We start from the raw sequence: 19,605 nt of genomic DNA on the forward strand, positions 1-19,605 counted from the left end.
GAAGGAGCCCCCGTTGACCGACTGGCACCGGGCGCTGGCCGCCGCGCATCACGCCGCCGACCGCGGCTTCGCGGTGTTCCCGACCACCCGTTCCAAGAAGCCCGCTGTGCCCTCCCCGCACCCCGAGGGCAGCCGGGAGCGCAAGGAGTGCCGGGCCGCGTGCGGCAGGCCCGGACACGGCGTCCACGACGCAACCTCCGACCACGACCGCATCGGCCTGCTGTTCGCCCGCGCCCCCTGGGCCACCGGCTACGGCATCGCGTGCGGCCGGGCCCCGCACCACCTGATCGGCCTCGACCTCGACCGCAAGAACGGCCTGGACGGTGTCGCCGAACTGTCCCGCCTCGCCCGGCAGCACGGCTTCATGGTCCCGCCGACGGCGACCGTGGCCACCCCTTCCGGCGGGCTGCACCTGTGGCTGACCGCCCCCGCCGACGCGGCCTTTCCCAACTCGGTGGGCGCCCTCGCGCCCGGCATCGACGTGCGCGGGCCCGCCGGGTATCTGATTGGCCCCAACTCCCTCGGGGACAAGGGCCGTTACCACTTCGCCCCCGGCGCCGACCCCGGCGTCGTCGTCCCCTGCCCGCCCGAACTGCTCGCCCTGCTGACCCCGCCTCCCGCCGCGTCGGTCGCGGTGGTGGTGGACACGGCGGCGGTGCGGGAGCGGATCGGTCGGCAGGACGCCTACGTGCGCGCCGCGCTGGCCGGGGAGGACGCCAAGGTCCGCGCCCAGACCCAACCCGGCCGGGCGAAGCGGCTGTTCGCCTCCGCCGCCTCCCTGGCCCGCCTCATCCACGCCGGAGCCCTCCCGGAACCACTGGCCACCGATGTCCTGCTGGACGCCGGACTCGCCACCGGCCTCAGTGAGACCGAGTGCCGACGCGCCATCACCAACGGCCTCGCCCGCGGCTCCGCCACCCACCAGCCCGCCGCCTGACCCACCCGCCAATGCCGGAACGGGGGCGGAGAAAGCCGCTTCCTCCGCCCCCCGTGCCTTCCGGCCCACGCCTGCCCACCCCCGACCTCGTCGCCAACCCGACCGAGAGCCGGAGAGGCGTCTCTCCTGCCCTCTCCGGGCCGAGCGGACTGCCGAACACCCGCCGACCCGCGACAGGCCGCCACAAGCCCAACCAGGCACCTACAGAAGGGATTTCCCGCCGATGTCCCAGCCCGCACCCCTCCCTGACGGGCCGTACGAGAACGTCACCTCCCTCTTCGGCGAGGGCTGGGAGCACACGGAGCCCCCCGCCGAGCCCGCCGACGTGTGGGATACCCCCGTCCCGCTCGGCCAGGCCCGCGCCTTGCCCGCGTTCCCCGTCGCCGCCCTGCCTGAGTGGCTCGGCGAGATGGTCGCCGCCGTCGCAGAGGAGACGCAGACCCCCGCCGACCTCGCCGGGTGCATGGGCCTGGCCGCCCTGTCCACAGCCTGTGGAGGACGGGCCGTCGTCGCAGTGCGCGGCCGGTGGCGCGAGTCGGTGAACCTCTACACCGTGATCGCCCTGCCCCCGGGCAACCGCAAGTCCGCCGTCGTCTCCGAGATGACCCGCCCGCTCCTGGCGGTCGAGAAGGTACTGATCGAACGCAGCACCCACCTGCGCGCCGAAGCCGAGACCACCGCCAAGCTCGCCCGCGCCGCCGCCGAGAAGGCTGCGGCCAAGGCAGCGAACGCCGCCCCGGACGAGCGCGATGCCCTCACCGCCGAGGCCATCGACCTCGCCCAGGCCGCCGAGCACAGCACCGTCCCGCCGCGTCCGCAGCTCATGGCCGACGACGTCACCCCCGAAAGCCTCGCCTCCCTGATTGCCGAGCAGGGCGGGCGCATGGCCGTCATCTCCGCCGAAGGGGGCATCTTCGACACCATCGCCGGCCGCTACTCCGGCACCCCCAACCTGGAGGTCTTCCTCAAAGGCCACGCCGGGGACATGCTCCGCGTCAACCGGCAGGGCCGCGACTCCCAGTTCATCGAATCCCCCGCCCTCACCATGGGCCTGGCCGTCCAGCCCTCCGTGTTCCGCGACATCGCCAAGGCCAAGGGCTTCGAGGACCGGGGCCTGCTCGCCCGCTTCCTGTACTCCCTGCCCAAGTCCATGGTCGGCTTCCGCAACCTCACCCCCGACCTGATCCCCGAACACGTCGCCGACACCTACGTCGCCCAGCTCACCGCCCTCGCCGTGACCATGCACGAGTGGACCGACCCCGCCGTCCTCACCCTCAGCCCCGAGGCGGACGCCGTCCTGCTCGCCTACCAGTACCGCACCGAGCACGCCCAGCGCCCCGGCGCCGCCCTCGCCCACGTCGCCACCTGGGCCCCCAAGCTCGACGGCGCGGTGTGCCGCATCGCCGGCCTGCTCCACCTTGCCACCCACCCCGCCGGCGGCTGGACCCGGCCCATCTCCGCCGACACCCTCACCGCCGCCACCGCCATCGGCGACTACTTCACCGCCCATGCCTTGGCCGTGTTCGACGCCATGGGCTCCGACGCCCACCTCACCAAGGCCCGCACCGCCCTCGCCTGGCTCGGCGCGAACCCCAGGGAGACCATCAGCCGCCGCGAGCTGTTCAACGCCCTGCCCCGCGCCGACTTCCCCACCGTCGCCGACCTCGACCCCGTCCTGACCCTCTTGGAGGACCACGGCTGGATCCGCCTCGCCGAGCAGCCCAAGAAGGCCAGCCGGGGCGGCCGGCCGCCCTCCCCCCGCTACCAGACCCACCCCACCGTCACCCACCCCGCCACCTGACCCTCCCCCACCCCGCCGCAGAACCCGCAGAACCTGCGAAACCCCGCCACACCCCCTCCCACCTGCACCGATCCGAAACCCATCGCCTCCCGCAGAACCTCCGGAAACCCCCGCAAAACCCCAGCCAACCGGACCCGCCGATTCCGCCCCGGGGGTTTTGCGGAGTTTCCCGAGGTTCTGCGGAAACCAGCCGCCGCCACAAACCCGCAGGCCAGAGGTCCCGAGAGGGGGTTTTGCAGGTTCTGCGGGTTCTGCGGCGCCAAACCAGACCCCGATCCGCGCGAGAGGACCGCCGTGGCTCATGTCGCACCCGTCGTCCTGAAGGTCCCCGAGGTCATGGAGGCCCTTGGGCTGAGTCGCGGAAAGGTCTACGACCTCATCCGCGCCAAGAGGCTCAAGAGCTTCACCGAGGGCCGCTGTCGCCGCATCCCCCTCACCGCCGTCCACGACTACGTCCGCACCAAGATGGAAGAGGTCGCCTGATGCCCAAACGCAACCCGAACGGCGCCGGCACCGTCACCAAGCGAAAGGACGGTCGCTACCAGGCCGCCGTCTACGTCCCGCAGCCCGACGGCACTCGGGCCCGTAAGTACGTCTATGGCAAGACCTGGACGGAGTGCGACGAGAAGCGTCAGGAACTGGTCCGCCGGGACCGCCAGAACGTCCCGACCCCGACGCGATCGGCAAAGCTCTCCGAATGGCTGCCGTACTGGCTGGAGCACTTCATCAAGCCCCACCGGAAGCGGACCACCTACGACAAGTACGAGATGCACATCAGGTTGCACCTCCTGCCGTCGCTCGGCTCCAAGTCGCTGGAGGGCGTGGGCACGGCGGACGTCCGCAAGCTCGTCGCCACCGTGACCACGAAGGTGTCGGCGGCCACCGCCAAGGAGTCGCACCTGGTGCTGCGCACCGCCCTCTCCGCCGCCGTGCGGGACGAACTGATCGCCCGCAACGTCGCCAAGCTCGTCCAAGCGCCCCGAGTGGAGTACCGCGTGATCAAGCCCTGGAGTCTTGACGACACCCTGACCTTCCTGGAGGGCGCCCGGCGCGACCCGCTGTACACCACGTTCGTGCTGGCCGTGGCGCTCGGCCTGCGGCGCGGGGAGATCCTGGGCTTGCACTGGTCGGACGTGGACCTGGACAACCGCACCCTGACGGTCCGACACCAACTCCAGCGCGTGGACGGCGTGTTGTACCAGGACTCCCCCAAGTCGCGCCGAGTGCGGGTGGTTCCGCTGCCGCTGATGTGCGTGGCCCCGCTGCGCTGGCAGCGCCTGCGCCAGGCCGAGCAGCGGCGCCAGCGCCTGGCCGCAGGCGAGGTCTGGCAGGAGTCGCCGTACGTCTTCACCACCGCGTCCGGCCGGCCGGTGGAGCCGCGCAACCTCAGCCGGTCGTTCACCCGGATCTCGGCGTCCGAGTCGCTGCCGCCGATCCGGCTGCACGACACCCGGCACGGCTGCGCGACGCTGCTGGCGGCGGCCGGGGTGCAGCCCCGGGACCTGATGGCGATCCTCGGGCACAGCCAGATCGCGGTCACGATGGAGATCTACGCCCACGTGGTGCAGGACAACCAGCGGGAGGCGATGAGCCACATGGACCGGCTGCTGAAGCGCCGTCGGCCGGGTCGCTGATGTCAGTTTGAGATGTCAGAAGGGCCCCCGACCGATACCGGTCGGGGGCCCTTCTGCGTTCGCAGGTCACTGACGTGCGGAAAGTGCTGAGCCCCCTGTCGGGTTCGAACCGACGACCCCCGCTTTACAAGAGCGGTGCTCTGGCCAGCTGAGCTAAGGAGGCGAGGTGGCCGTCCGCGGGATACGCGTCGGCACCAGTGGGCAGTGTACCGGGCGGGGGCGGCGGGATGCGGGTGGTTGGGGGGCCGGTGCGGGTGCAGGGAGGGGTGGGTGGTGGGGGTGTGATCGGATCGATGCGGAAGTCGAGGGCCGCCGAGGGCTGACAAAACGATGAACTGCCAGGTAGCGTCACGAGGAGTCGCGCCGGAGGGTCGGTGGTCCAGACCACTCGGGGCGATCGGGACAACTCAACCTTTACTCGGATCGTCCGGCACGTTCCTGCCGGTGAAGGAGCGAAGCAGCATGGCTTCTGTGACGTACGACAAGGCCACCCGTGTCTACCCGGGTGCCGACAAGCCGTCGGTCGACGCGCTCGACCTGGAGATCGGCGACGGCGAGTTCCTCGTCCTCGTCGGCCCCTCGGGCTGCGGCAAGTCCACCTCCCTGCGCATGCTGGCCGGCCTGGAGGACGTGAACCAGGGCGCCATCCGCATCGGCGACCGGGACGTGACCCACCTGCCGCCGAAGGACCGGGACATCGCGATGGTGTTCCAGAACTACGCGCTGTACCCGCACATGACCGTCGCCGAGAACATGGGCTTCGCCCTGAAGATCGCCGGCGTGAACAAGGCGGACATCCGCACCAAGGTCGAAGAGGCCGCCAAGATCCTCGACCTGACCGAGTACCTGGACCGCAAGCCGAAGGCGCTCTCCGGCGGTCAGCGTCAGCGTGTCGCGATGGGCCGCGCGATCGTCCGCCAGCCGCAGGTCTTCCTGATGGACGAGCCGCTGTCGAACCTGGACGCCAAGCTCCGCGTCTCGACCCGTACTCAGATCGCCTCCCTGCAGCGCCGCCTGGGCATCACCACGGTCTACGTCACCCACGACCAGACCGAGGCCATGACCATGGGCGACCGCGTCGCGGTGCTCGACAAGGGCCTGCTCCAGCAGGTCGACGCCCCGCGCGCCATGTACGACAGGCCCGCCAACCTGTTCGTGGCCGGCTTCATCGGCTCCCCCGCGATGAACCTGGTCGAGGTTCCGCTGGTGGACGGCGGCGTGAAGTTCGGCGGCTCGGTCATCAACATCGACCGCGCCGACCTGGCGAAGGCCGGCGACGCCAAGAACGTCGTGGTGGGCATCCGCCCCGAGCACTTCCAGATCGTCCCGGCCGGCGGCCTGGAGGGCGTCGCCGTCACCGTCAACGTGGTCGAGGAGCTCGGCGCCGACGGCTTCGTGTACGGCACCACCCAGGTGTCCGGCCAGGACAAGGACATCGTGGTGCGCGTGCACAGCCGGGAGATCCCGCAGCGCGGCGAGACCATCCACGTCGTCCCGGTCGGCACCGAGACCCACGTCTTCGCCACCACCGGCGAGCGCCTCAGCCGCTGAGTCGCCGACGCGACCGCCGACGCGACCGCGGTCACTGACTGACGCACCGGAACCCCCTGCCCACGGCGGTCGGCAGGGGGTTCCGCCGTTCCCCGGGCCCGTTCGTCAACCCGATGGCGGAACAAAACAGGACACCGGTCACTCGTTGGAGTAACGCGGCGCGCCCAAACCACCACGCACCGCTACTGTCCTGTGCGTGAAACAGCTCGTTCGCCGAATCGGCCAGACCGTTGCCCTCACTCTGCCGGTGATCCTGGTGACCACCGGAACCCTCGCCGTCACCCGCGTTCCATGGGCCCCGCCGACGGGCCTGGACCAGCAGGTGGTCGCGGCATCCAGTGGGGACGGCTCCATCGGCCGGACCTCCACCTCCCCCAACACCCAGGGCCTCGCCGCGCAGGACTCGCTCCGGGTCGACCTGATGGAGGAGCTCAAGAACCACAACCCGGGCACCGCACTCGACCTCCTCGAGCGCACCATGCGCGAGAATCCCTCCCTCACCCCGTACTGCAGCGCCCTGGCCGGCGAACTCGGCCGCGCCGCGGTCAAGAAGTACCAGGGCGACCTCCAGCGCGCCCGCTCCTTCGCCCGCCCGGTCTGCGACGGCTCCTTCGCCGCAGGTGTAGTCGGCTAGAGGTACCAGGCAGAACACCCTCAGGGGCGCGAGGAACCGCGCGAGCAAGAAGCGCACAACCGTCAGGTCGCGATCACGTGCAGGTCATTGCCCTGCACCGCGATCCGGCGGTTGGGCGCCTTCCGATTCGCGCAGTTCCCCGCGCCCCTGTCTTTGCGCCCTCCTCGCCCACGGCACAACCAGCGCCCACGGCACAACCAGCAGGGCCCCTTCCGGAGGAGGTTCCGGAAGGGGCCCTGCTGGTTGTGCCGTGGGGCCGCCGTCAGGCCGTCTCGGTGGCGGTTGCCGGCCGCATGCCGAGTTCCAGCAGCGGCGGCCCGCTGCCGAGCAGCCCGCCGATGACGCCGTGCGAGGGCTGTGAGCGCGGGCTGGCGGGTGCTCCGCCGGTGCCGGCGGAGCCGGAGGAGCCGGTACCGGCGGTGCCCCCGGTGCCGCTGCCACTGCCCCCGCCGGCGTGCGGGGACGGGACGGTGCCGCCGCCGGTGGTGCCGGCGCTGGGCTTGGGCTTGGTGGTGCTGTGCCCGGACGGGTTGGCCTTGCTGGGCATCGGGGACGGCGTGGGGGTCGGGGTGGGCGAGGCCGGGGGGGTGGAGGGGCCGTTGCTCGGCCAGACGGGGGTGCCGTACTCGGTCGCCGGGTGCACCGGCGCGGTGCGCCCGGTGCGGACGGCGGCGCCCAGCAGCGAGCCGGACAGCAGGGTCAGGCCGACGACGACGGCGGTGACCACCGAGCGGCGGCGCAGCATCCGCCGACGGACGGCGGCGGGTTCGGCGGGCCCGTGGCGCCGGAACGCTTCGAGGGCGATCCGACCGTCCAGTGAGGCGAACGGCGCGCCGGCGATCAGCAGCGGGCTCCAGGCCGCGAGGAAGATCAGGTCGGGGGTGTCGTAGGCGGGCACCGCCTTCCAGCTGACGGTGAACAGCAGCGCCGCGGAGAGTGCCATCGCGCCGCCGGCGGCGAGTCGCTGCCACAGGCCGAGGATGGACAGCACGCCGATCACGATCTCGGCGAAGGAGACCGCGAGTCCGGCGCCGACCGGGTGGGCCATCGCGAAGTCCAGCAGCGGCTGGGCGACCTTCCACGGGTGCAGCGAGGACAGCCAGCGCATCATCGAGCCGCGCTCGCCGCCGTCGAAGTACACGGGGTCGCACAGCTTGCTGAACCCGGCGTACACGGAGAGGGAGCCGAGCAGCACCCGCAGCGGCAGCAGCACCAGGCCCAGGTCGACCCGGCGGCCGGGGTACCAGGCGTGCTTGGAGCCTTCGCCGAGCGACGGCAGCTCGGGCAGCTCGCCCTCGGGCTGCCAGCTGTGTCCGCCGACCCGCACGGAGTCGTCCAGCAGTTCGGCGATGCCCACCCGCGAGGTCTCGTCCGGGTCCGAGCCGGTGCCGAAGCCGGAGCCCGCCGAGGCCCCGTACTGGCGTGGGACGGCCTGGAGTTGCTGGGTGTCCTGGTCGGCGAAGGACTTCGCCGGGGCGGGCACGGTGTTCAGCCGGACGGCGTCGAGCAGCCGGGTCGCGGCAGTGTCGTCGGGGTCGGCCTGGCCGCTCCAGGTGACCACCCGGGTCTTGCGGCGGGGTGCGGTGCCGGTGACCGAGGCGGCGGTGATCCCGGCCAGCGCGGGCACCGCCGCGGCGGCGGGCACCACGACCTGCGGGGTGACCATCGGACGGGTGCCGTGCTGCCGGCCGTACGGGTCGCCGAACGCGGCGCCGGACGGCGGGTCGATCAACGCGGTCACGGGGCCGGAGAGCCTGACCCGGAAACTTGCCTGGGTGCTGCTGAGCTTCGCCGGGTCGGACGGAACCCGGACCGTGTTGAGGCCCGGGCCGTCGTCTATCCCGGCGGAGCGCTGCCCGAAACGCCGAGGAGTTCTGGTGTCCACACCCCTCTAACCGGGTGACGGGCCCGGAGGACACTCTCCCGGGTGCATTCCGGGCGAGGATTTGAAGCGATCATGAGAAACCCGATCGGGTTCGACCGAACCCGATCGGTTGACTCACGAAAACGACGTCCTGCCCGCAGCCCCCGTCACGCTCGGTGACGGTCAGCGCTTGGCGCGCAGCCGGGCGGCCTCGTACAGCACGATGCCGGCGGCGACACCGGCGTTCAGCGACTCGGTCTGGCCGGGCATCGGGATCCGGACCAGCAGGTCGCAGGTCTCCGAGACCAAGCGGGACAGGCCCTTGCCCTCGGAGCCGGCCACGATCACCACGGGGCCGTTCAGCGCGTCCAGGTCGCCGATCTCGGCCTCGCCGTCGGCGGCCAGGCCGACCACCATCAGGCCGGCCTTCTGGTAGGCCTCCAGCGCGCGGGTGAGGTTGGTGGCGCGGGCCACGGGCAGCCGGGCGGCGGCACCGGAGGAGGTCTTCCAGGCACCGGCGGTCATGCCGGCCGCGCGGCGCTCGGGGATGACCACGCCGTGCGCGCCGAACGCGGCGGCGGAACGGACCACGGCGCCCAGGTTGCGGGAGTCGGTGACGCCGTCCAGCGCCATGATCAGCGCGTCCTGGCCCGCGTCGGCGGCCCCGTCCAGCAGGTCGTCCGGGTGCGCGTACTCGTACGGCGGGACCTGCAGCACCAGGCCCTGGTGGTTCAGGCCGCCGGTCATCTGGTCCAGCTGCGGGCGCGGGGCCTCCATCAGCGGGATGCCGCGCTCGTTGGCGGCCTGGAAGGCCTCGCGGACGCGGTCGTCGGTGTCGATGAACTGCTGCACGTACAGCGCGGTCGCGGGCACGCCGCCCTGCAGCGCCTCGACCACCGAGTTGCGGCCCACCACCAGCTCGGCCGCGCCCGCGCCGCCGCGGCCGCTGCGCGGACCGCCGGCCCGGCGCATGCCCGCACGGGACTTGGCGTCACGCTCGCGCTTCAGCGCCGCGTTGGCGGCGCGCTGCTTGGGGTGTCCCTTGCGCTCCTCGCCGCGCGGGGTCGGGCCCTTGCCCTGGAGCGCCTTCCGGCTGTGGCCGCCGGTACCGACACTCGCGCCCTTCTTCGACCCGGGGTTGCGGCGGTTCCTGCGCTGGCTGTTGCCGGCCATGGCTGTACTTCCTGTCTCTGCGTCTGCTTCGTGCGTGGGGGCCGCACCCATACAAAGGTACGGCCCCCATGCGCCCCGAGGGGCTACTGGTTGATCGTCCAGCGCGGGCCGGACGGGGTGTCCTCGATCGCCAGCCCGGCGTGGCCGAGCTGGTCGCGGATGGCGTCCGCGGTGGCGAAGTCCTTGCGGGCGCGGGCCGCCTGGCGCTGCTCCAGGACGAGCGCGACCAGCGCGTCGACCACGCCGGTGAGCTCCTCGCCCTGGTTGCCGCCGCCGGCCCACATGTCGTCCAGCGGGTCGAGGCCGAGCACGCCGAGCATCGCCCGGACCTCGCCCAGCCGGGCCGCGGTGGACTCCTTGTCGTCCGCGCCGAGCGCGCTGTTGCCCTGCCGGACGGCGGTGTGCACCACTGCGAGGGCCTGCGGCACGCCCAGGTCGTCGTCCATCGCCTCGGCGAACGACAGCGGCACCTCGGGTGCGGCGTCGACCGGGCCGCAGCGCTCGACGGCGCGCTCGATGAAGCCCTCGATCCGGGCGAACGCCGTCTCGGCGTCGCGCAGCGACTCCTCGCTGTACTCGATCATCGAGCGGTAGTGCGGGCCGGCCAGGTAGTAGCGCAGCACGATCGGACGCCAGCGCTGCACCATCTCGGAGACCAGCACCGAGTTGCCCAGCGACTTGGACATCTTCTCGCCGCTCATGGTGACCCAGGCGTTGTGCACCCAGAAGTTGGCGAAGTCGTCGCCGTACGCCTTGGACTGGGCGATCTCGTTCTCGTGGTGCGGGAAGATCAGGTCGAGCCCGCCGCCGTGGATGTCGAAGGCGCTGCCGAGGTACTTGTGCACCATCGCCGAGCACTCCAGGTGCCAGCCCGGGCGGCCGCGGCCCCACGGGGTGGCCCAGCTCGGCTCGCCGGGCTTGGCGGCCTTCCACATCGCGAAGTCGCGCGGGTCGCGCTTGCCGGTCTCGCCCTCGGCGGACGGCTGCCGCAGGTTCTCCAACTCCTGGTTGGAGAGCGCCAGGTAGTCCGGGTAGGTGGTGACCGCGAAGTAGACGTTGCCCTCGGACTCGTACGCGTGGCCGCGCTCGATCAGCCCCTGCATCATCTCGATCATCTCCGGCACGTGGCCGGTGGCACGCGGCTCCGCGCTCGGCGGCAGGCAGCCGAGGGCGTCGTAACCCTCGTTGAACGCACGCTCGTTGGCGTGCGCGATCTTCCACCACTCGGTGGACTGCTCGCGCCCCTTGGCGATCACCTTGTCGTCGATGTCGGTGACATTGCGGACGAAGGTGACCTCGTAGCCGCGGTAGCGGAACCACCGCTGCATCACGTCGAAGTTGAGTCCCGACCGGATGTGCCCGATGTGCGGGGGCGCCTGGACAGTGGCGCCGCACAGGTAGATCGAGACACAGCCCGGCACCAGCGGGACGAAGTCGCGTACCTGGCGGGTCATGGTGTCGTACAGGCGAAGGCTCACAGCGTCCAGAGTAGTGGGCGGCAGGGGGTGCCCCGCCACCTTCCGCCCACTCGGCTCGATCCGGTGTCAGACGTGGTTGACGACCTTGCGCGGGCTGAGCCGCACCACCACGCGCACCGCGTCCGGCTCGTCCCAGGCGTAGTCCTGGCCGCGGTACTTGTTCGACAGTTCGTCGATCAGCTCGCGGCCGCCCTCGGTGGTCATGCTGGCCTCGCCGCGCGCCTCGAAGTACTGGTAGGGGCTCTCCGGCGGGTTGACCAGCAACGTCACCCGCGGGTCGCGCTCCAGGTTGAGGTGCTTGCGGCGGCCCTGGACGGTGGAGAACAGGATGTCGTCGCCGTCCCGCTTCACCCAGACCACCGAGGACTGCGGGCTGCCGTCCGGCTGGATCGTCGTGACCACGGCGAAGCTCTTGTCGTCCAACAGCTTCTTCACGCCATCGGCGAGTTCCACACCCATGATTCCTCCTGTGTCCGAGCGGTGACGCTGCGTCAGCTCAGGCTAGGCGGACGGGCGTTGGTAGACCAGCGCCGTGGCGATCGCGGCGAGTCCCTCGGCGCGGCCGGTCAGGCCGAGGCCGTCGGTGGTGGTGCCGGAGACCGAGACCGGCGCGCCGACCGCCGCGGAGAGCGCGGCCTGCGCCTCGGCGCGGCGCTTGCCGATCTTCGGGCGGACGCCGATCACCTGGATCGCGACGTTGCCGATCTCGTACCCGGCCTCCCGCACCAGTCGGGCGGCCTCGCCGAGCAGGGCCACCCCGGCCGCGCCCGCCCACTCGGGGCGGTCGGTGCCGAAGTGCGCGCCCAGGTCGCCGATCCCGGCGGCGGAGAACAGCGCGTCGCAGGCGGCGTGCGCGGCCACGTCGGCGTCCGAGTGCCCGGCCAGGCCGGTTTCGCCCGGCCAGTCCAGCCCGGCGACGCGCAGCGGCCGGCCGTCCTCGAAGGCGTGCACGTCGGTGCCGATGCCGATCCGCGGCAGGATCGGTTCAGCGGTGCGGTCAGTAGGCATCGGTGGCCCTCCGGCGGGCGAGTACGGCCTCGGCGAGCACGAGGTCCAGCGGGCGGGTGACCTTGAACGCCTCCTCGTGGCCGGGCACCACGACGACCCGGCCGCCGAAGCGCTCGATCAGTCCGGCGTCGTCGGTGACCTCGACGGCCTCGGCGACGGCCTTCTCGTGCGCCGCGACCAGACCGGGCAGGTCGAAGCCCTGCGGGGTCTGCACGGCGCGCAGCGTGGAGCGGTCGGGGGTGTCCAGCACCGGTTCGGGGCCGGACGGCTGCGGCTGGACGCGCTTGACGGTGTCGGCCAGCGGCACCGCCGGGACCACCGCCTCGGCGCCGGCCCGGACGGCGGCGGCCACCGCGTCCACCACCTCGACGGGCACCAGCGGGCGGGCCGCGTCGTGCACCAGCACCACCCGGGTGCCGGCCGGGATCGCGGCCAGGCCGAGCCGGACCGACTCCTGCCGGCTGGCGCCGCCGGGGACCACCCGGACGTCCTTGCCGTCCAGGCCGTGGCTGTCCAGCAGCGCGACGACCTCCGCCACGCCGCCGGGCGGCGCGCACACCACCACCAGGCCGACCGCCCGGCTGCGGGCCAGCGCGCGGACCGCGTGCACCAGCAGCGGGACGCCGCCGAGTTCGCGCAGCGCCTTGGGGGCGCCGGGGCCGAGTCGCTCACCGCGTCCGGCGGCCGGAACGACCGCTGCCGCAAGCTGTGCTGAGGCGTTCAGGTTTGGCTCCTTGGTCGCGATGGGTATGGCCCGTGCCGAACGCGGATTCGCGAGCGGGCAGGCCCCCTTCCTGACTGCACGTTAGTGGAACCGCGCGGCCCCTTCCGCCACCGTTTCGCCGTGCCGACCCCCTTCCGGGCATGGCGAAGCGCCCGAGGCGCCCTTTCGGGCACCATCGGGCGCTGCGTCACGCCGGGTCGGGCGCGCGAAGATCGGCGCTCGGGCGGCTGGAGCTCAGGAGGCGAGGACCTCGTCGAGCAGCGTCTCGGCCTTGTCCTCGTTGGTGTTCTCGGCGAGCGCGAGCTCGCTGACCAGGATCTGGCGCGCCTTGGCGAGCATCCGCTTCTCGCCGGCCGACAGACCGCGCTCACGCTCGCGACGCCACAGGTCGCGGACCACCTCGGCGACCTTGATCACGTCACCGGACGCGAGCTTCTCCAGGTTCGCCTTGTAACGGCGAGACCAGTTGGTGGGTTCTTCGGTGTAGGGCGCACGAAGCACCTCGAATACGCGGTCCAGGCCTTCCTGACCCACCACGTCGCGGACGCCGACGAACTCGGCGTTCTCCGCGGGGACGCGAAGCGTCAGATCTCCCTGCTGCACCTTCAGCACCAGGTAGGTCTTGTCCACACCCTTGATCTGGCGAGTTTCGATGGCCTCGATCAGCGCAGCCCCGTGATGGGGGTAGACCACCGTGTCGCCAACCTTGAACGTCATGTGACAGGACCCCTTCCGTGGCTTTCCAGAATAACACGCTTTTCGGCTGACCCGAAGGGCGTTTTCGCAGGTCAGGGCGGGTTCCAGGGCTTGACAACCACCCCCGTCGCGTGCTGCGACCGGTGTTCGACGAGGGCTTCCCGCAGGTCGGAGGCGGTCTGACCCGGGCGGCGAAACCTCTGGTCACACTCCCGAAACCATGATTGGATCTTGAGTTTTTGCCCCCGACTCGCCGAGCGTCCCGGATCGTGATCGGACCGCGACACGGGGCCACCCCGTGAGAGCCGGATATGTGTGGTCGGTAGTGTGGCCCTCGACCACCGACCGTGATCCCTTTTCCGTGGGGATCATCCCCGACCAAGGAGAAGTCGCCGCCGTGAGCCGGAGCCTTCGACGCGGCGCAGCCGCCGCCCTCGTCCTCGCTGCGATCGTCCCGCTGTCCGCCTGCGCCGCGGGCAACGACGCCGACACGCTGCAGATCAAGCCGGACAACGCGGCGACCTCGATCGACAACTCGGTCAAGCTGAACAACATCGTCGTGGTCGCCCCCGCCGGGTCGGCCGGCGAGTACTCGGGCCCGGCCTCGGTCACCGCGAACATCGCGAACACCGCGCCGAAGGACGACCTGGTGCTCACCGGGATCAAGGTCGGCGGCACCGCTGCCCAGCTGACCGACGAGAACGGCGCGCCGGTCTCGCAGATCGTCATCCACGCGGGCGAGTCGGTGCTGCTGGGCGGCAAGGGCGGCGCCGCGAACGCGCAGGTGCCGAGCGCCAAGCTGTCGGTCGGCGGCTACAGCCCCACCACCTTCACCTTCGAGAAGGCCGGCGACGTCTCCGCCAACGCCAACGTGCAGCCGGCCGCCGGCTACTACGAGGGCTTCGGCCCGCAGGTCAAGACCTCCCCGTCGCCGGCCACCTCCCCGAGCGCGCCCGCGTCCCCGGGCGCCGGCGCCGGCACCGGTGCGAGCGGCTCGCCGAGCGCCCCCGCCGGCAGCTCGTCCGCGCCCGCCGCGCACTGACACCAGGCACAGACAGCACGAAGGGGCCCCGCCGCGGCGGGGCCCCTTCGTGGTGTGTCGCGGGTGCGGCTTACGGCTCGAACTTGTAGCCGAGGCCACGGACGGTGACCAGGTAGCGCGGGGCGCCCGGGTCGGGCTCGATCTTCGCCCGCAGGCGCTTGACGTGGACGTCCAGGGTCTTGGTGTCGCCGACGTAGTCCGCGCCCCAGACCCGGTCGATCAGCTGCATCCGGGTGAGCACCCGGCCGGCGTTGCGGAGCAGCATCTCCAGCAGGTCGAACTCCTTGAGCGGCAGGTCGACCTTGGCGCCGTCCACCGTCACCACGTGCCGGTCCACGTCCATCCGGACCGGGCCGGCCTCCAGCGCGCCGGGGGTGGCGGCGCCGTCGCCGTTCGCGTCCTCGCCGCGGCGGCGGAGCACCGCGCGGATGCGGGCGACCAGTTCGCGGGTGGAGTACGGCTTGGTCACGTAGTCGTCGGCTCCTATCTCCAGCCCGACGACCTTGTCGATCTCGCTGTCCTTGGCGGTGACCATGATCACCGGGACGTTGGAGCGGACCCGCAGCTGGCGGCAGACCTCGGTGCCGGGCAGGCCGGGCAGCATCAGGTCGAGCAGGACGAGGTCGGCTCCGTTGCGCTCGAACTGCTCCAGCGCGTCGGGCCCGGTGGCGGCGACCGCCACCTCGAAGCCTTCCTTGCGGAGCATGTACGACAGGGCGTCGCTGAACGACTCCTCGTCCTCGACCACCAGTACACGGGTCACGATCGGGCCTCCGGGGCAGGAAGTGTGGGTGCTGCTGAGGATGCGCGGTCCTCGACCGGGGCCTGCCCGGCGGGGAGCCGCAGTGTGAAGGTGGAACCCTGGCCCTCGACGCTCCACACCGACACGGTGCCGCGGTGCGAGGCGGCGACGTGCTTGACGATGGACAGGCCGAGGCCGGTTCCACCGGTGAGGCGGGAGCGGGCGGGGTCCACCCGGTAGAAGCGTTCGAAGATCCGCTCGCGGTCCTTCTCCGAGATGCCGATGCCCTGGTCGGTCACCGAGATCTCGATCAGTTCGCCGTCCGCCTCGCCCAGCACCGCGGCGCTGGAGATCCGGCGGGTGGCGATCGCCACCCTGGTGCGCGGCGGGCTGTAGTTCACCGCGTTCTCCACCAGGTTGCCGAGTGCTGCGGCCAGTTGGCCGCGGTTGCCGACCAGGTACAGGCCGGTGGTGCCGCCCGCGGCGATGACGATCTGCTTGGCGGCGGCGGTCTGCCGGCAGCGGTCGATCGCCTCGGCGATCAGCTCGTCCACCGCGACCGGCTCCGGATCGACCTTGAGCTGGTCGTCCTGGACCCGGGAGAGGTCGATGATCTCCTGGACCAGGCTGGCCAGTCGGGTGGCCTCGACCTGCATGCGGCCGGCGAAGCGCTGCACCGCCTCCGGGTCGTCCGAGGCGTCGGCGACGGCCTCGGAGAGCAGGGAGAGGGCGCCGACCGGGGTCTTCAGCTCGTGCGAGACGTTGGCCACGAAGTCGCGGCGGATCGCCTCGATCCGGCGGCGCTCGGTGCGGTCCTCGACCAGCACCAGCACCAACCGGGAGCCGAGCGGGGCGACCCGGACCGAGACCGCCAGCGGTTCGGCGGCCCGGGCGGAGGCGCCGGGGCGGGTGAGTTCCAGTTCGATCTGCCGGATCTCGCCGTCCCGACGGGTGGCGCGGGCCAGCGAGAGCATCTGGTCCACGGCGACCCGGCCGCCGCGGACCAGGCCCATCGCGTAGGCGGCGGAGGAGGCCTTGACCACCTCGTCGCCGTCGCCGAGCACGATCGCGCAGGAGCGCAGCACCGAGAGCACGGTGTCCACGCCCGGCGGCAGGGCCGGCTCCTGAAGAGGTTCCGGCCCTGGGGTCCTGCCGCTGCTGCTGCCCTTGCCACGGCCCTGCTCGCGCTCGCTCCAGCGGAAGGCGATGGAGGCGGTGAGGCCGACGCCGAGCCCGGCTATGGCGCAGGCAGCGGCGGCGGCCACGTTCACGTCCATGCCTGCCAGCGTAAATGGTGGCCGGGCAAGCTCTGTAAGGGTGCGATCAAGGCATCGGCCGGGCGTTGCCGAGAATTCACCTTCACGATGCCGCCGATTCACCGCTGAGGCCGCGGGGGGTCGCACGAACGGCTCAGTCTGGGCCGTGCAAGCCCGTGTGGGCGGTGACGCGGCTACCATTCGCGCCACCAGCAGCGGCCGTCCGTACGGTCGGCCCCGCATCGGGCCGCCCGGTGCAGGGCGTCCGGTCGGCACCGCCACCGACACCGGTACTGGAGGAGAAGAGCGCAATGCGCGACGCGTACCACGAGGAACTCGACTCGATCAGCGACGGCCTGGTCGAGATGGCCCGGCTGGTCGGCTCGGCGATGGGACGGGCCACCACCGCACTGCTGGACGCGGATCTGGAGCTGGCGGAGAGCGTGATCGCCGCCGACGAGAAGATCAACAACCTGCACCACGACCTGGAGAACCGGGCCATCGACCTGCTGGCCCGCCAGCAGCCGGTCGCCACCGACCTGCGGATCGTGGTCACCTCGCTGCGGATGAGCGCCGACCTGGAGCGCTGCGGCGACCTGGCCCGGCACGTCGCCAAGGTCGCCCGACTGCGTTACCCGGAGACCGCCGTCCCGAACGACCTGCACCCGATCGTGCTGGAGATGGGGCAGCTCGCGCAGCGTCTGGTGGCCAAGGCCGGCGTGGTCATCGCCACCAAGGACGTGGACAAGGCGCTGGAGCTGGAGGCGGACGACGACGCGATCGACGCGCTGCACCGCGAGCTGTTCTCGCACCTGCTGGACGACCGCTGGCACCACGGCATCGAGACCGCGGTGGACGTCACCCTGGTCGGCCGGTACTACGAGCGCTTCGCCGACCACGCCGTCTCGGTCGCCAAGCGCGTGGTGTTCCTGGTCACCGGCGAGCACGTGGACGAGTTCATGGCCACCGCGGACGCGGCGGAGTAGTCGCCACGGGGGCGCACGCCGCGCGAACCATCAGCCCCCGCGCGCCCGTTGACGGCGCGTCAGCGCAGCGTTTCACTCGAAGGGACGGGCGTCCACCGGGCTGCCCGGCTCCGCCCGGACGAGGAGGATGCAGCGCGATGAAGACGACCGGCATACCGACCACTCCCCCGCCGAGCCCGCTCGCGCCGGTCGCGGCGAAGCTGCTGCCGGTCCTCGCCGCGGGCTGCGGCTGCGGGCCCGGCTGCGGCTGCGGCTGCCAATCCGGCGCGCCCTGCCAGTGCGGCGGCGCGACCGCCGGCCACTGAACGACGCGGCACAGGGCCGGGCACCCGTGAGGGTGCCCGGCCTTTGTCGTGCGGGGAGGTGGGGCGGGGAGGTCGTGCGGGGAAGTGGTGCGGGGAAGTGGTGCGTGCGGGACGTCAGAAGGTGACGTCCATGCACTGGTAGAACGCGTTGCCGGTGTCGGCGATGTCCCAGACCGCCAGGATCACCTGGTGGCCGGTCAGGCCGGAGGGCAGCGTCGCGGTGTGGCTGAGCGTGGCCGGGGGCTGCTTGCCGCCCATCGGCACGGTCAGGAACGGCGTCGGGTTGAGGTTCGCCCGGGTGATCTTCGTGGTGGCGGCGTAGCCCGGCTTGGTGATGAAGTACCGGAACGACGTGGTGGCGTGCCGCGCCTCGATGCTCCAGGTCAGCGTGAGCTGCTGACCTGCGGTCACCTTGGTGGTCGGCCAGCCGCCGCTGCGCGGGTCGTCCAGCTGGGCCCAGCGGGCGTCGCCGCCGGCGCACAGGGTGCCGTCGGCCGGACCCTGCGCCGGGAAGCCCTTGGGGCCTTCGACGCTCTGCGGCTCCCACTGGATGTCGCCGCACTTCTTCACCACACCCGCGCCGCACAGGCCGGCCCGGCTGGGCGGGGTGGTGATGAATCCGTGCGAACTGGCGGGGATCGCCGTCGCCAGGGTCGCCGCCGCGGCGGCGATGCCGACCGCGAGGATGTTGCGCTTGCGCATGGTGCTCCTCCGTGGGGGTGGATGGAGTACATGCACGGGCACGCGCGGAGCCGCGTGGGGGTGCGGCCGTCATTGGCATGCCCGCGCTGACATTGGCCCCACGCTAGAAGCCCCCACCGACCCCCGTCAATGGTCTGAACCAATCTTCGTGGTCTGAACCACTCACCCCCGCCCGGCAGTTGACGGCCCGGGCACGGAACAGCCCCCTGGGCCGGGGCGTCGTTGCGCCGGGCAGGGGGCTGAGGAGGACGGGAAGCGTTACTTCTTCTTGCCCTGGTTCTTGACGGCCTCGATGGCGGCGGCGGCGGCCTCCGGGTCGAGGTAGCGACCGCCGGGGTTGACCGGCTTGAAGTCGGCGTCCAGCTCGTAGAGCAGCGGGATGCCGGTGGGGATGTTGAGGCCGGCGATGGCCTCGTCGGAGATGCCGTCCAGGTGCTTGACCAGGGCGCGCAGGCTGTTGCCGTGGGCGGTGACCAGGACGGTCCGGCCGTCGGCGAGGTCCGGCACGATGGCGTCGTACCAGTAGGGGAGCATCCGCTCGACGACGTCCTTGAGGCACTCGGTGCGCGGGCGCAGCTCGGACGGGATCTCGCCGTAGCGCGGGTCCTCGGCCTGGGAGTACTCGGCGTCGTCGGCGAGGGCCGGCGGCGGGGTGTCGTACGAGCGGCGCCAGAGCTGGAACTGCTCCTCGCCGTACTCGGCGAGGGTCTGGGCCTTGTCCTTGCCCTGCAGGGCGCCGTAGTGGCGCTCGTTCAGGCGCCAGCTGCGGCGGACCGGGATCCAGTGGCGGTCGGCCTTGTCGAGGGCGATCTGCGAGGTGCGGATGGCGCGGCGCAGCAGCGAGGTGTGCAGCACGTCCGGCAGCAGGCCTTCGGCGAGCAGCAGTTCGCCGCCGCGTGCGGCCTCCTTCTCGCCCTTCTCGTTGAGGTCGACGTCGACCCATCCGGTGAAGAGGTTCTTCTGGTTCCACTGGCTCTCGCCGTGGCGGAGCAGGATCAAGCGGTAGGTCGTGTCAGCCATGGGGCCCAGCTTAGTGGAGGGGGAAATTCGATGGCCGGGCTGTCCATGTGCG

General features: G+C 71.8%; 20 protein-coding genes and 1 tRNA gene. 9 read left to right on the forward strand and 12 right to left on the reverse strand.

Annotation, left to right across the window (positions count from 1 at the left end; all coding sequences use genetic code 11):
* Nucleotides 1-13: 13 nt before the first annotated feature.
* The 4 genes from ACFV4P_RS16870 to ACFV4P_RS16885 all read left to right on the forward strand — a co-directional run bounded on the left by ACFV4P_RS16870 (nt 14) and on the right by ACFV4P_RS16885 (nt 4,372).
* Nucleotides 14-937, forward strand: a complete 924-nt coding sequence (locus ACFV4P_RS16870) for a bifunctional DNA primase/polymerase (protein WP_380471747.1) — start codon at nt 14-16, stop codon at nt 935-937.
* 223 nt (nt 938-1,160) lie between these two features.
* A complete protein-coding gene (locus ACFV4P_RS16875) occupies nt 1,161-2,738 on the forward strand; it encodes a YfjI family protein (RefSeq protein WP_380471749.1) in 1,578 nt (525 codons plus the stop codon).
* Between the two features lie 294 nt (nt 2,739-3,032).
* Nucleotides 3,033-3,221 (forward strand): helix-turn-helix domain-containing protein, encoded by a 189-nt coding sequence (locus ACFV4P_RS16880; RefSeq protein ID WP_380471751.1) that lies wholly within the window; start codon nt 3,033-3,035, stop codon nt 3,219-3,221.
* Nucleotides 3,221-4,372, forward strand: coding sequence for a tyrosine-type recombinase/integrase (locus ACFV4P_RS16885; RefSeq protein ID WP_380471754.1), 1,152 nt, complete (start codon nt 3,221-3,223; stop codon nt 4,370-4,372). The genes ACFV4P_RS16880 and ACFV4P_RS16885 overlap by 1 nt, the downstream gene beginning before the upstream one ends.
* Before the next feature lie 89 nt (nt 4,373-4,461).
* On the opposite strand, the gene ACFV4P_RS16890 is transcribed toward ACFV4P_RS16885, so the two are convergent.
* Nucleotides 4,462-4,535 (reverse strand) — tRNA-Thr (locus tag ACFV4P_RS16890).
* A gap of 299 nt (nt 4,536-4,834) precedes the next feature.
* On the opposite strand from ACFV4P_RS16890, the gene ACFV4P_RS16895 reads away from it, so the two are divergent.
* Complete coding sequence (locus tag ACFV4P_RS16895) at nt 4,835-5,923, forward strand: ABC transporter ATP-binding protein (RefSeq protein ID WP_380471757.1); 1,089 nt, start codon at nt 4,835-4,837, stop codon at nt 5,921-5,923.
* A 196-nt stretch (nt 5,924-6,119) separates the two neighbouring features.
* Nucleotides 6,120-6,557 carry a hypothetical protein gene (locus tag ACFV4P_RS16900; protein WP_073807638.1) on the forward strand — a complete coding sequence of 146 codons (438 nt, stop codon included), beginning with the start codon at nt 6,120-6,122 and terminating at the stop codon, nt 6,555-6,557.
* Nucleotides 6,558-6,819: 262 nt separating this feature from the next.
* Here ACFV4P_RS16900 and ACFV4P_RS16905 read toward each other — a convergent pair whose 3' ends face one another.
* The 7 genes from ACFV4P_RS16905 to ACFV4P_RS16935 form a co-directional block, all read right to left on the reverse strand.
* A complete protein-coding gene (locus ACFV4P_RS16905) occupies nt 6,820-8,298 on the reverse strand; it encodes a DoxX family protein (RefSeq protein WP_380471759.1) in 1,479 nt (492 codons plus the stop codon).
* A 306-nt stretch (nt 8,299-8,604) separates the two neighbouring features.
* Complete coding sequence (gene rlmB, locus ACFV4P_RS16910; protein WP_380471761.1) at nt 8,605-9,594, reverse strand: 23S rRNA (guanosine(2251)-2'-O)-methyltransferase RlmB; 990 nt, start codon at nt 9,592-9,594, stop codon at nt 8,605-8,607.
* A gap of 83 nt (nt 9,595-9,677) precedes the next feature.
* A complete protein-coding gene (gene cysS / locus ACFV4P_RS16915) occupies nt 9,678-11,072 on the reverse strand; it encodes a cysteine--tRNA ligase (protein ID WP_380471763.1) in 1,395 nt (464 codons plus the stop codon).
* A gap of 66 nt (nt 11,073-11,138) precedes the next feature.
* On the reverse strand, nt 11,139-11,531 hold the full coding sequence (locus ACFV4P_RS16920) for a PPOX class F420-dependent oxidoreductase (protein ID WP_073807631.1): 393 nt from the start codon (nt 11,529-11,531) through the stop codon (nt 11,139-11,141).
* Nucleotides 11,532-11,573: 42 nt separating this feature from the next.
* Nucleotides 11,574-12,080: a 2-C-methyl-D-erythritol 2,4-cyclodiphosphate synthase gene (gene ispF / locus ACFV4P_RS16925; RefSeq protein ID WP_073807629.1), complete on the reverse strand. Its 507-nt coding sequence runs from the start codon at nt 12,078-12,080 to the stop codon at nt 11,574-11,576.
* Entirely contained in the window at nt 12,070-12,825 is a 756-nt protein-coding gene (gene ispD, locus ACFV4P_RS16930; protein ID WP_073807628.1) for a 2-C-methyl-D-erythritol 4-phosphate cytidylyltransferase, read from the reverse strand. The genes ispF and ispD overlap by 11 nt, the downstream gene beginning before the upstream one ends.
* 213 nt (nt 12,826-13,038) lie before the next feature.
* Entirely contained in the window at nt 13,039-13,521 is a 483-nt protein-coding gene (locus ACFV4P_RS16935) for a CarD family transcriptional regulator (RefSeq protein WP_014136563.1), read from the reverse strand.
* A 376-nt stretch (nt 13,522-13,897) separates the two neighbouring features.
* Between ACFV4P_RS16935 and ACFV4P_RS16940 the strand changes: the two genes are divergently transcribed.
* On the forward strand, nt 13,898-14,542 hold the full coding sequence (locus ACFV4P_RS16940) for a DUF461 domain-containing protein (protein ID WP_380471765.1): 645 nt from the start codon (nt 13,898-13,900) through the stop codon (nt 14,540-14,542).
* 70 nt (nt 14,543-14,612) lie between these two features.
* Here ACFV4P_RS16940 and ACFV4P_RS16945 read toward each other — a convergent pair whose 3' ends face one another.
* A complete protein-coding gene (locus ACFV4P_RS16945; protein WP_073807625.1) occupies nt 14,613-15,305 on the reverse strand; it encodes a response regulator transcription factor in 693 nt (230 codons plus the stop codon).
* Nucleotides 15,302-16,561 (reverse strand): cell wall metabolism sensor histidine kinase WalK, encoded by a 1,260-nt coding sequence (locus tag ACFV4P_RS16950; protein WP_073807623.1) that lies wholly within the window; start codon nt 16,559-16,561, stop codon nt 15,302-15,304. The genes ACFV4P_RS16945 and ACFV4P_RS16950 overlap by 4 nt, the downstream gene beginning before the upstream one ends.
* Before the next feature lie 290 nt (nt 16,562-16,851).
* Between ACFV4P_RS16950 and phoU the strand changes: the two genes are divergently transcribed.
* Both phoU and ACFV4P_RS16960 read left to right on the forward strand, forming a co-directional pair.
* Entirely contained in the window at nt 16,852-17,526 is a 675-nt protein-coding gene (gene phoU / locus ACFV4P_RS16955) for a phosphate signaling complex protein PhoU (RefSeq protein WP_380471769.1), read from the forward strand.
* A gap of 137 nt (nt 17,527-17,663) precedes the next feature.
* Nucleotides 17,664-17,831 carry a hypothetical protein gene (locus ACFV4P_RS16960; protein WP_380471772.1) on the forward strand — a complete coding sequence of 56 codons (168 nt, stop codon included), beginning with the start codon at nt 17,664-17,666 and terminating at the stop codon, nt 17,829-17,831.
* A gap of 114 nt (nt 17,832-17,945) precedes the next feature.
* Here ACFV4P_RS16960 and ACFV4P_RS16965 read toward each other — a convergent pair whose 3' ends face one another.
* Together ACFV4P_RS16965 and ACFV4P_RS16970 are read right to left on the reverse strand one after the other, a co-directional pair.
* Nucleotides 17,946-18,533 (reverse strand): lytic polysaccharide monooxygenase, encoded by a 588-nt coding sequence (locus tag ACFV4P_RS16965; protein ID WP_380471774.1) that lies wholly within the window; start codon nt 18,531-18,533, stop codon nt 17,946-17,948.
* A 258-nt stretch (nt 18,534-18,791) separates the two neighbouring features.
* A complete protein-coding gene (locus ACFV4P_RS16970; RefSeq protein WP_380471776.1) occupies nt 18,792-19,553 on the reverse strand; it encodes a phosphoglyceromutase in 762 nt (253 codons plus the stop codon).
* Nucleotides 19,554-19,605 lie beyond the last annotated feature (52 nt).

Origin of the sequence: Kitasatospora sp. NPDC059795, from assembly GCF_042732175.1 — a bacterium.
Classification (GTDB): Bacteria; Actinomycetota; Actinomycetes; order Streptomycetales; family Streptomycetaceae; genus Kitasatospora.

Bases quoted from the DNA above. Each gene is read 5' to 3' on its own strand.
- ACFV4P_RS16970 (WP_380471776.1), bottom strand. From the start codon at position 19,553: ATGGCTGACACGACCTACCGCTTGATCCTGCTCCGCCACGGCGAGAGC.
- ACFV4P_RS16885 (WP_380471754.1), top strand. From the start codon at position 3,221: ATGCCCAAACGCAACCCGAACGGCGCCGGCACCGTCACCAAGCGAAAG.
- ACFV4P_RS16920 (WP_073807631.1), bottom strand. From the start codon at position 11,531: ATGGGTGTGGAACTCGCCGATGGCGTGAAGAAGCTGTTGGACGACAAG.
- ACFV4P_RS16960 (WP_380471772.1), top strand. From the start codon at position 17,664: ATGAAGACGACCGGCATACCGACCACTCCCCCGCCGAGCCCGCTCGCG.
- rlmB (WP_380471761.1), bottom strand. From the start codon at position 9,594: ATGGCCGGCAACAGCCAGCGCAGGAACCGCCGCAACCCCGGGTCGAAG.
- ACFV4P_RS16935 (WP_014136563.1), bottom strand. From the start codon at position 13,521: ATGACGTTCAAGGTTGGCGACACGGTGGTCTACCCCCATCACGGGGCT.
- phoU (WP_380471769.1), top strand. From the start codon at position 16,852: ATGCGCGACGCGTACCACGAGGAACTCGACTCGATCAGCGACGGCCTG.
- ACFV4P_RS16875 (WP_380471749.1), top strand. From the start codon at position 1,161: ATGTCCCAGCCCGCACCCCTCCCTGACGGGCCGTACGAGAACGTCACC.
- ACFV4P_RS16895 (WP_380471757.1), top strand. From the start codon at position 4,835: ATGGCTTCTGTGACGTACGACAAGGCCACCCGTGTCTACCCGGGTGCC.
- ACFV4P_RS16950 (WP_073807623.1), bottom strand. From the start codon at position 16,561: ATGGACGTGAACGTGGCCGCCGCCGCTGCCTGCGCCATAGCCGGGCTC.
- ACFV4P_RS16965 (WP_380471774.1), bottom strand. From the start codon at position 18,533: ATGCGCAAGCGCAACATCCTCGCGGTCGGCATCGCCGCCGCGGCGGCG.
- ispF (WP_073807629.1), bottom strand. From the start codon at position 12,080: ATGCCTACTGACCGCACCGCTGAACCGATCCTGCCGCGGATCGGCATC.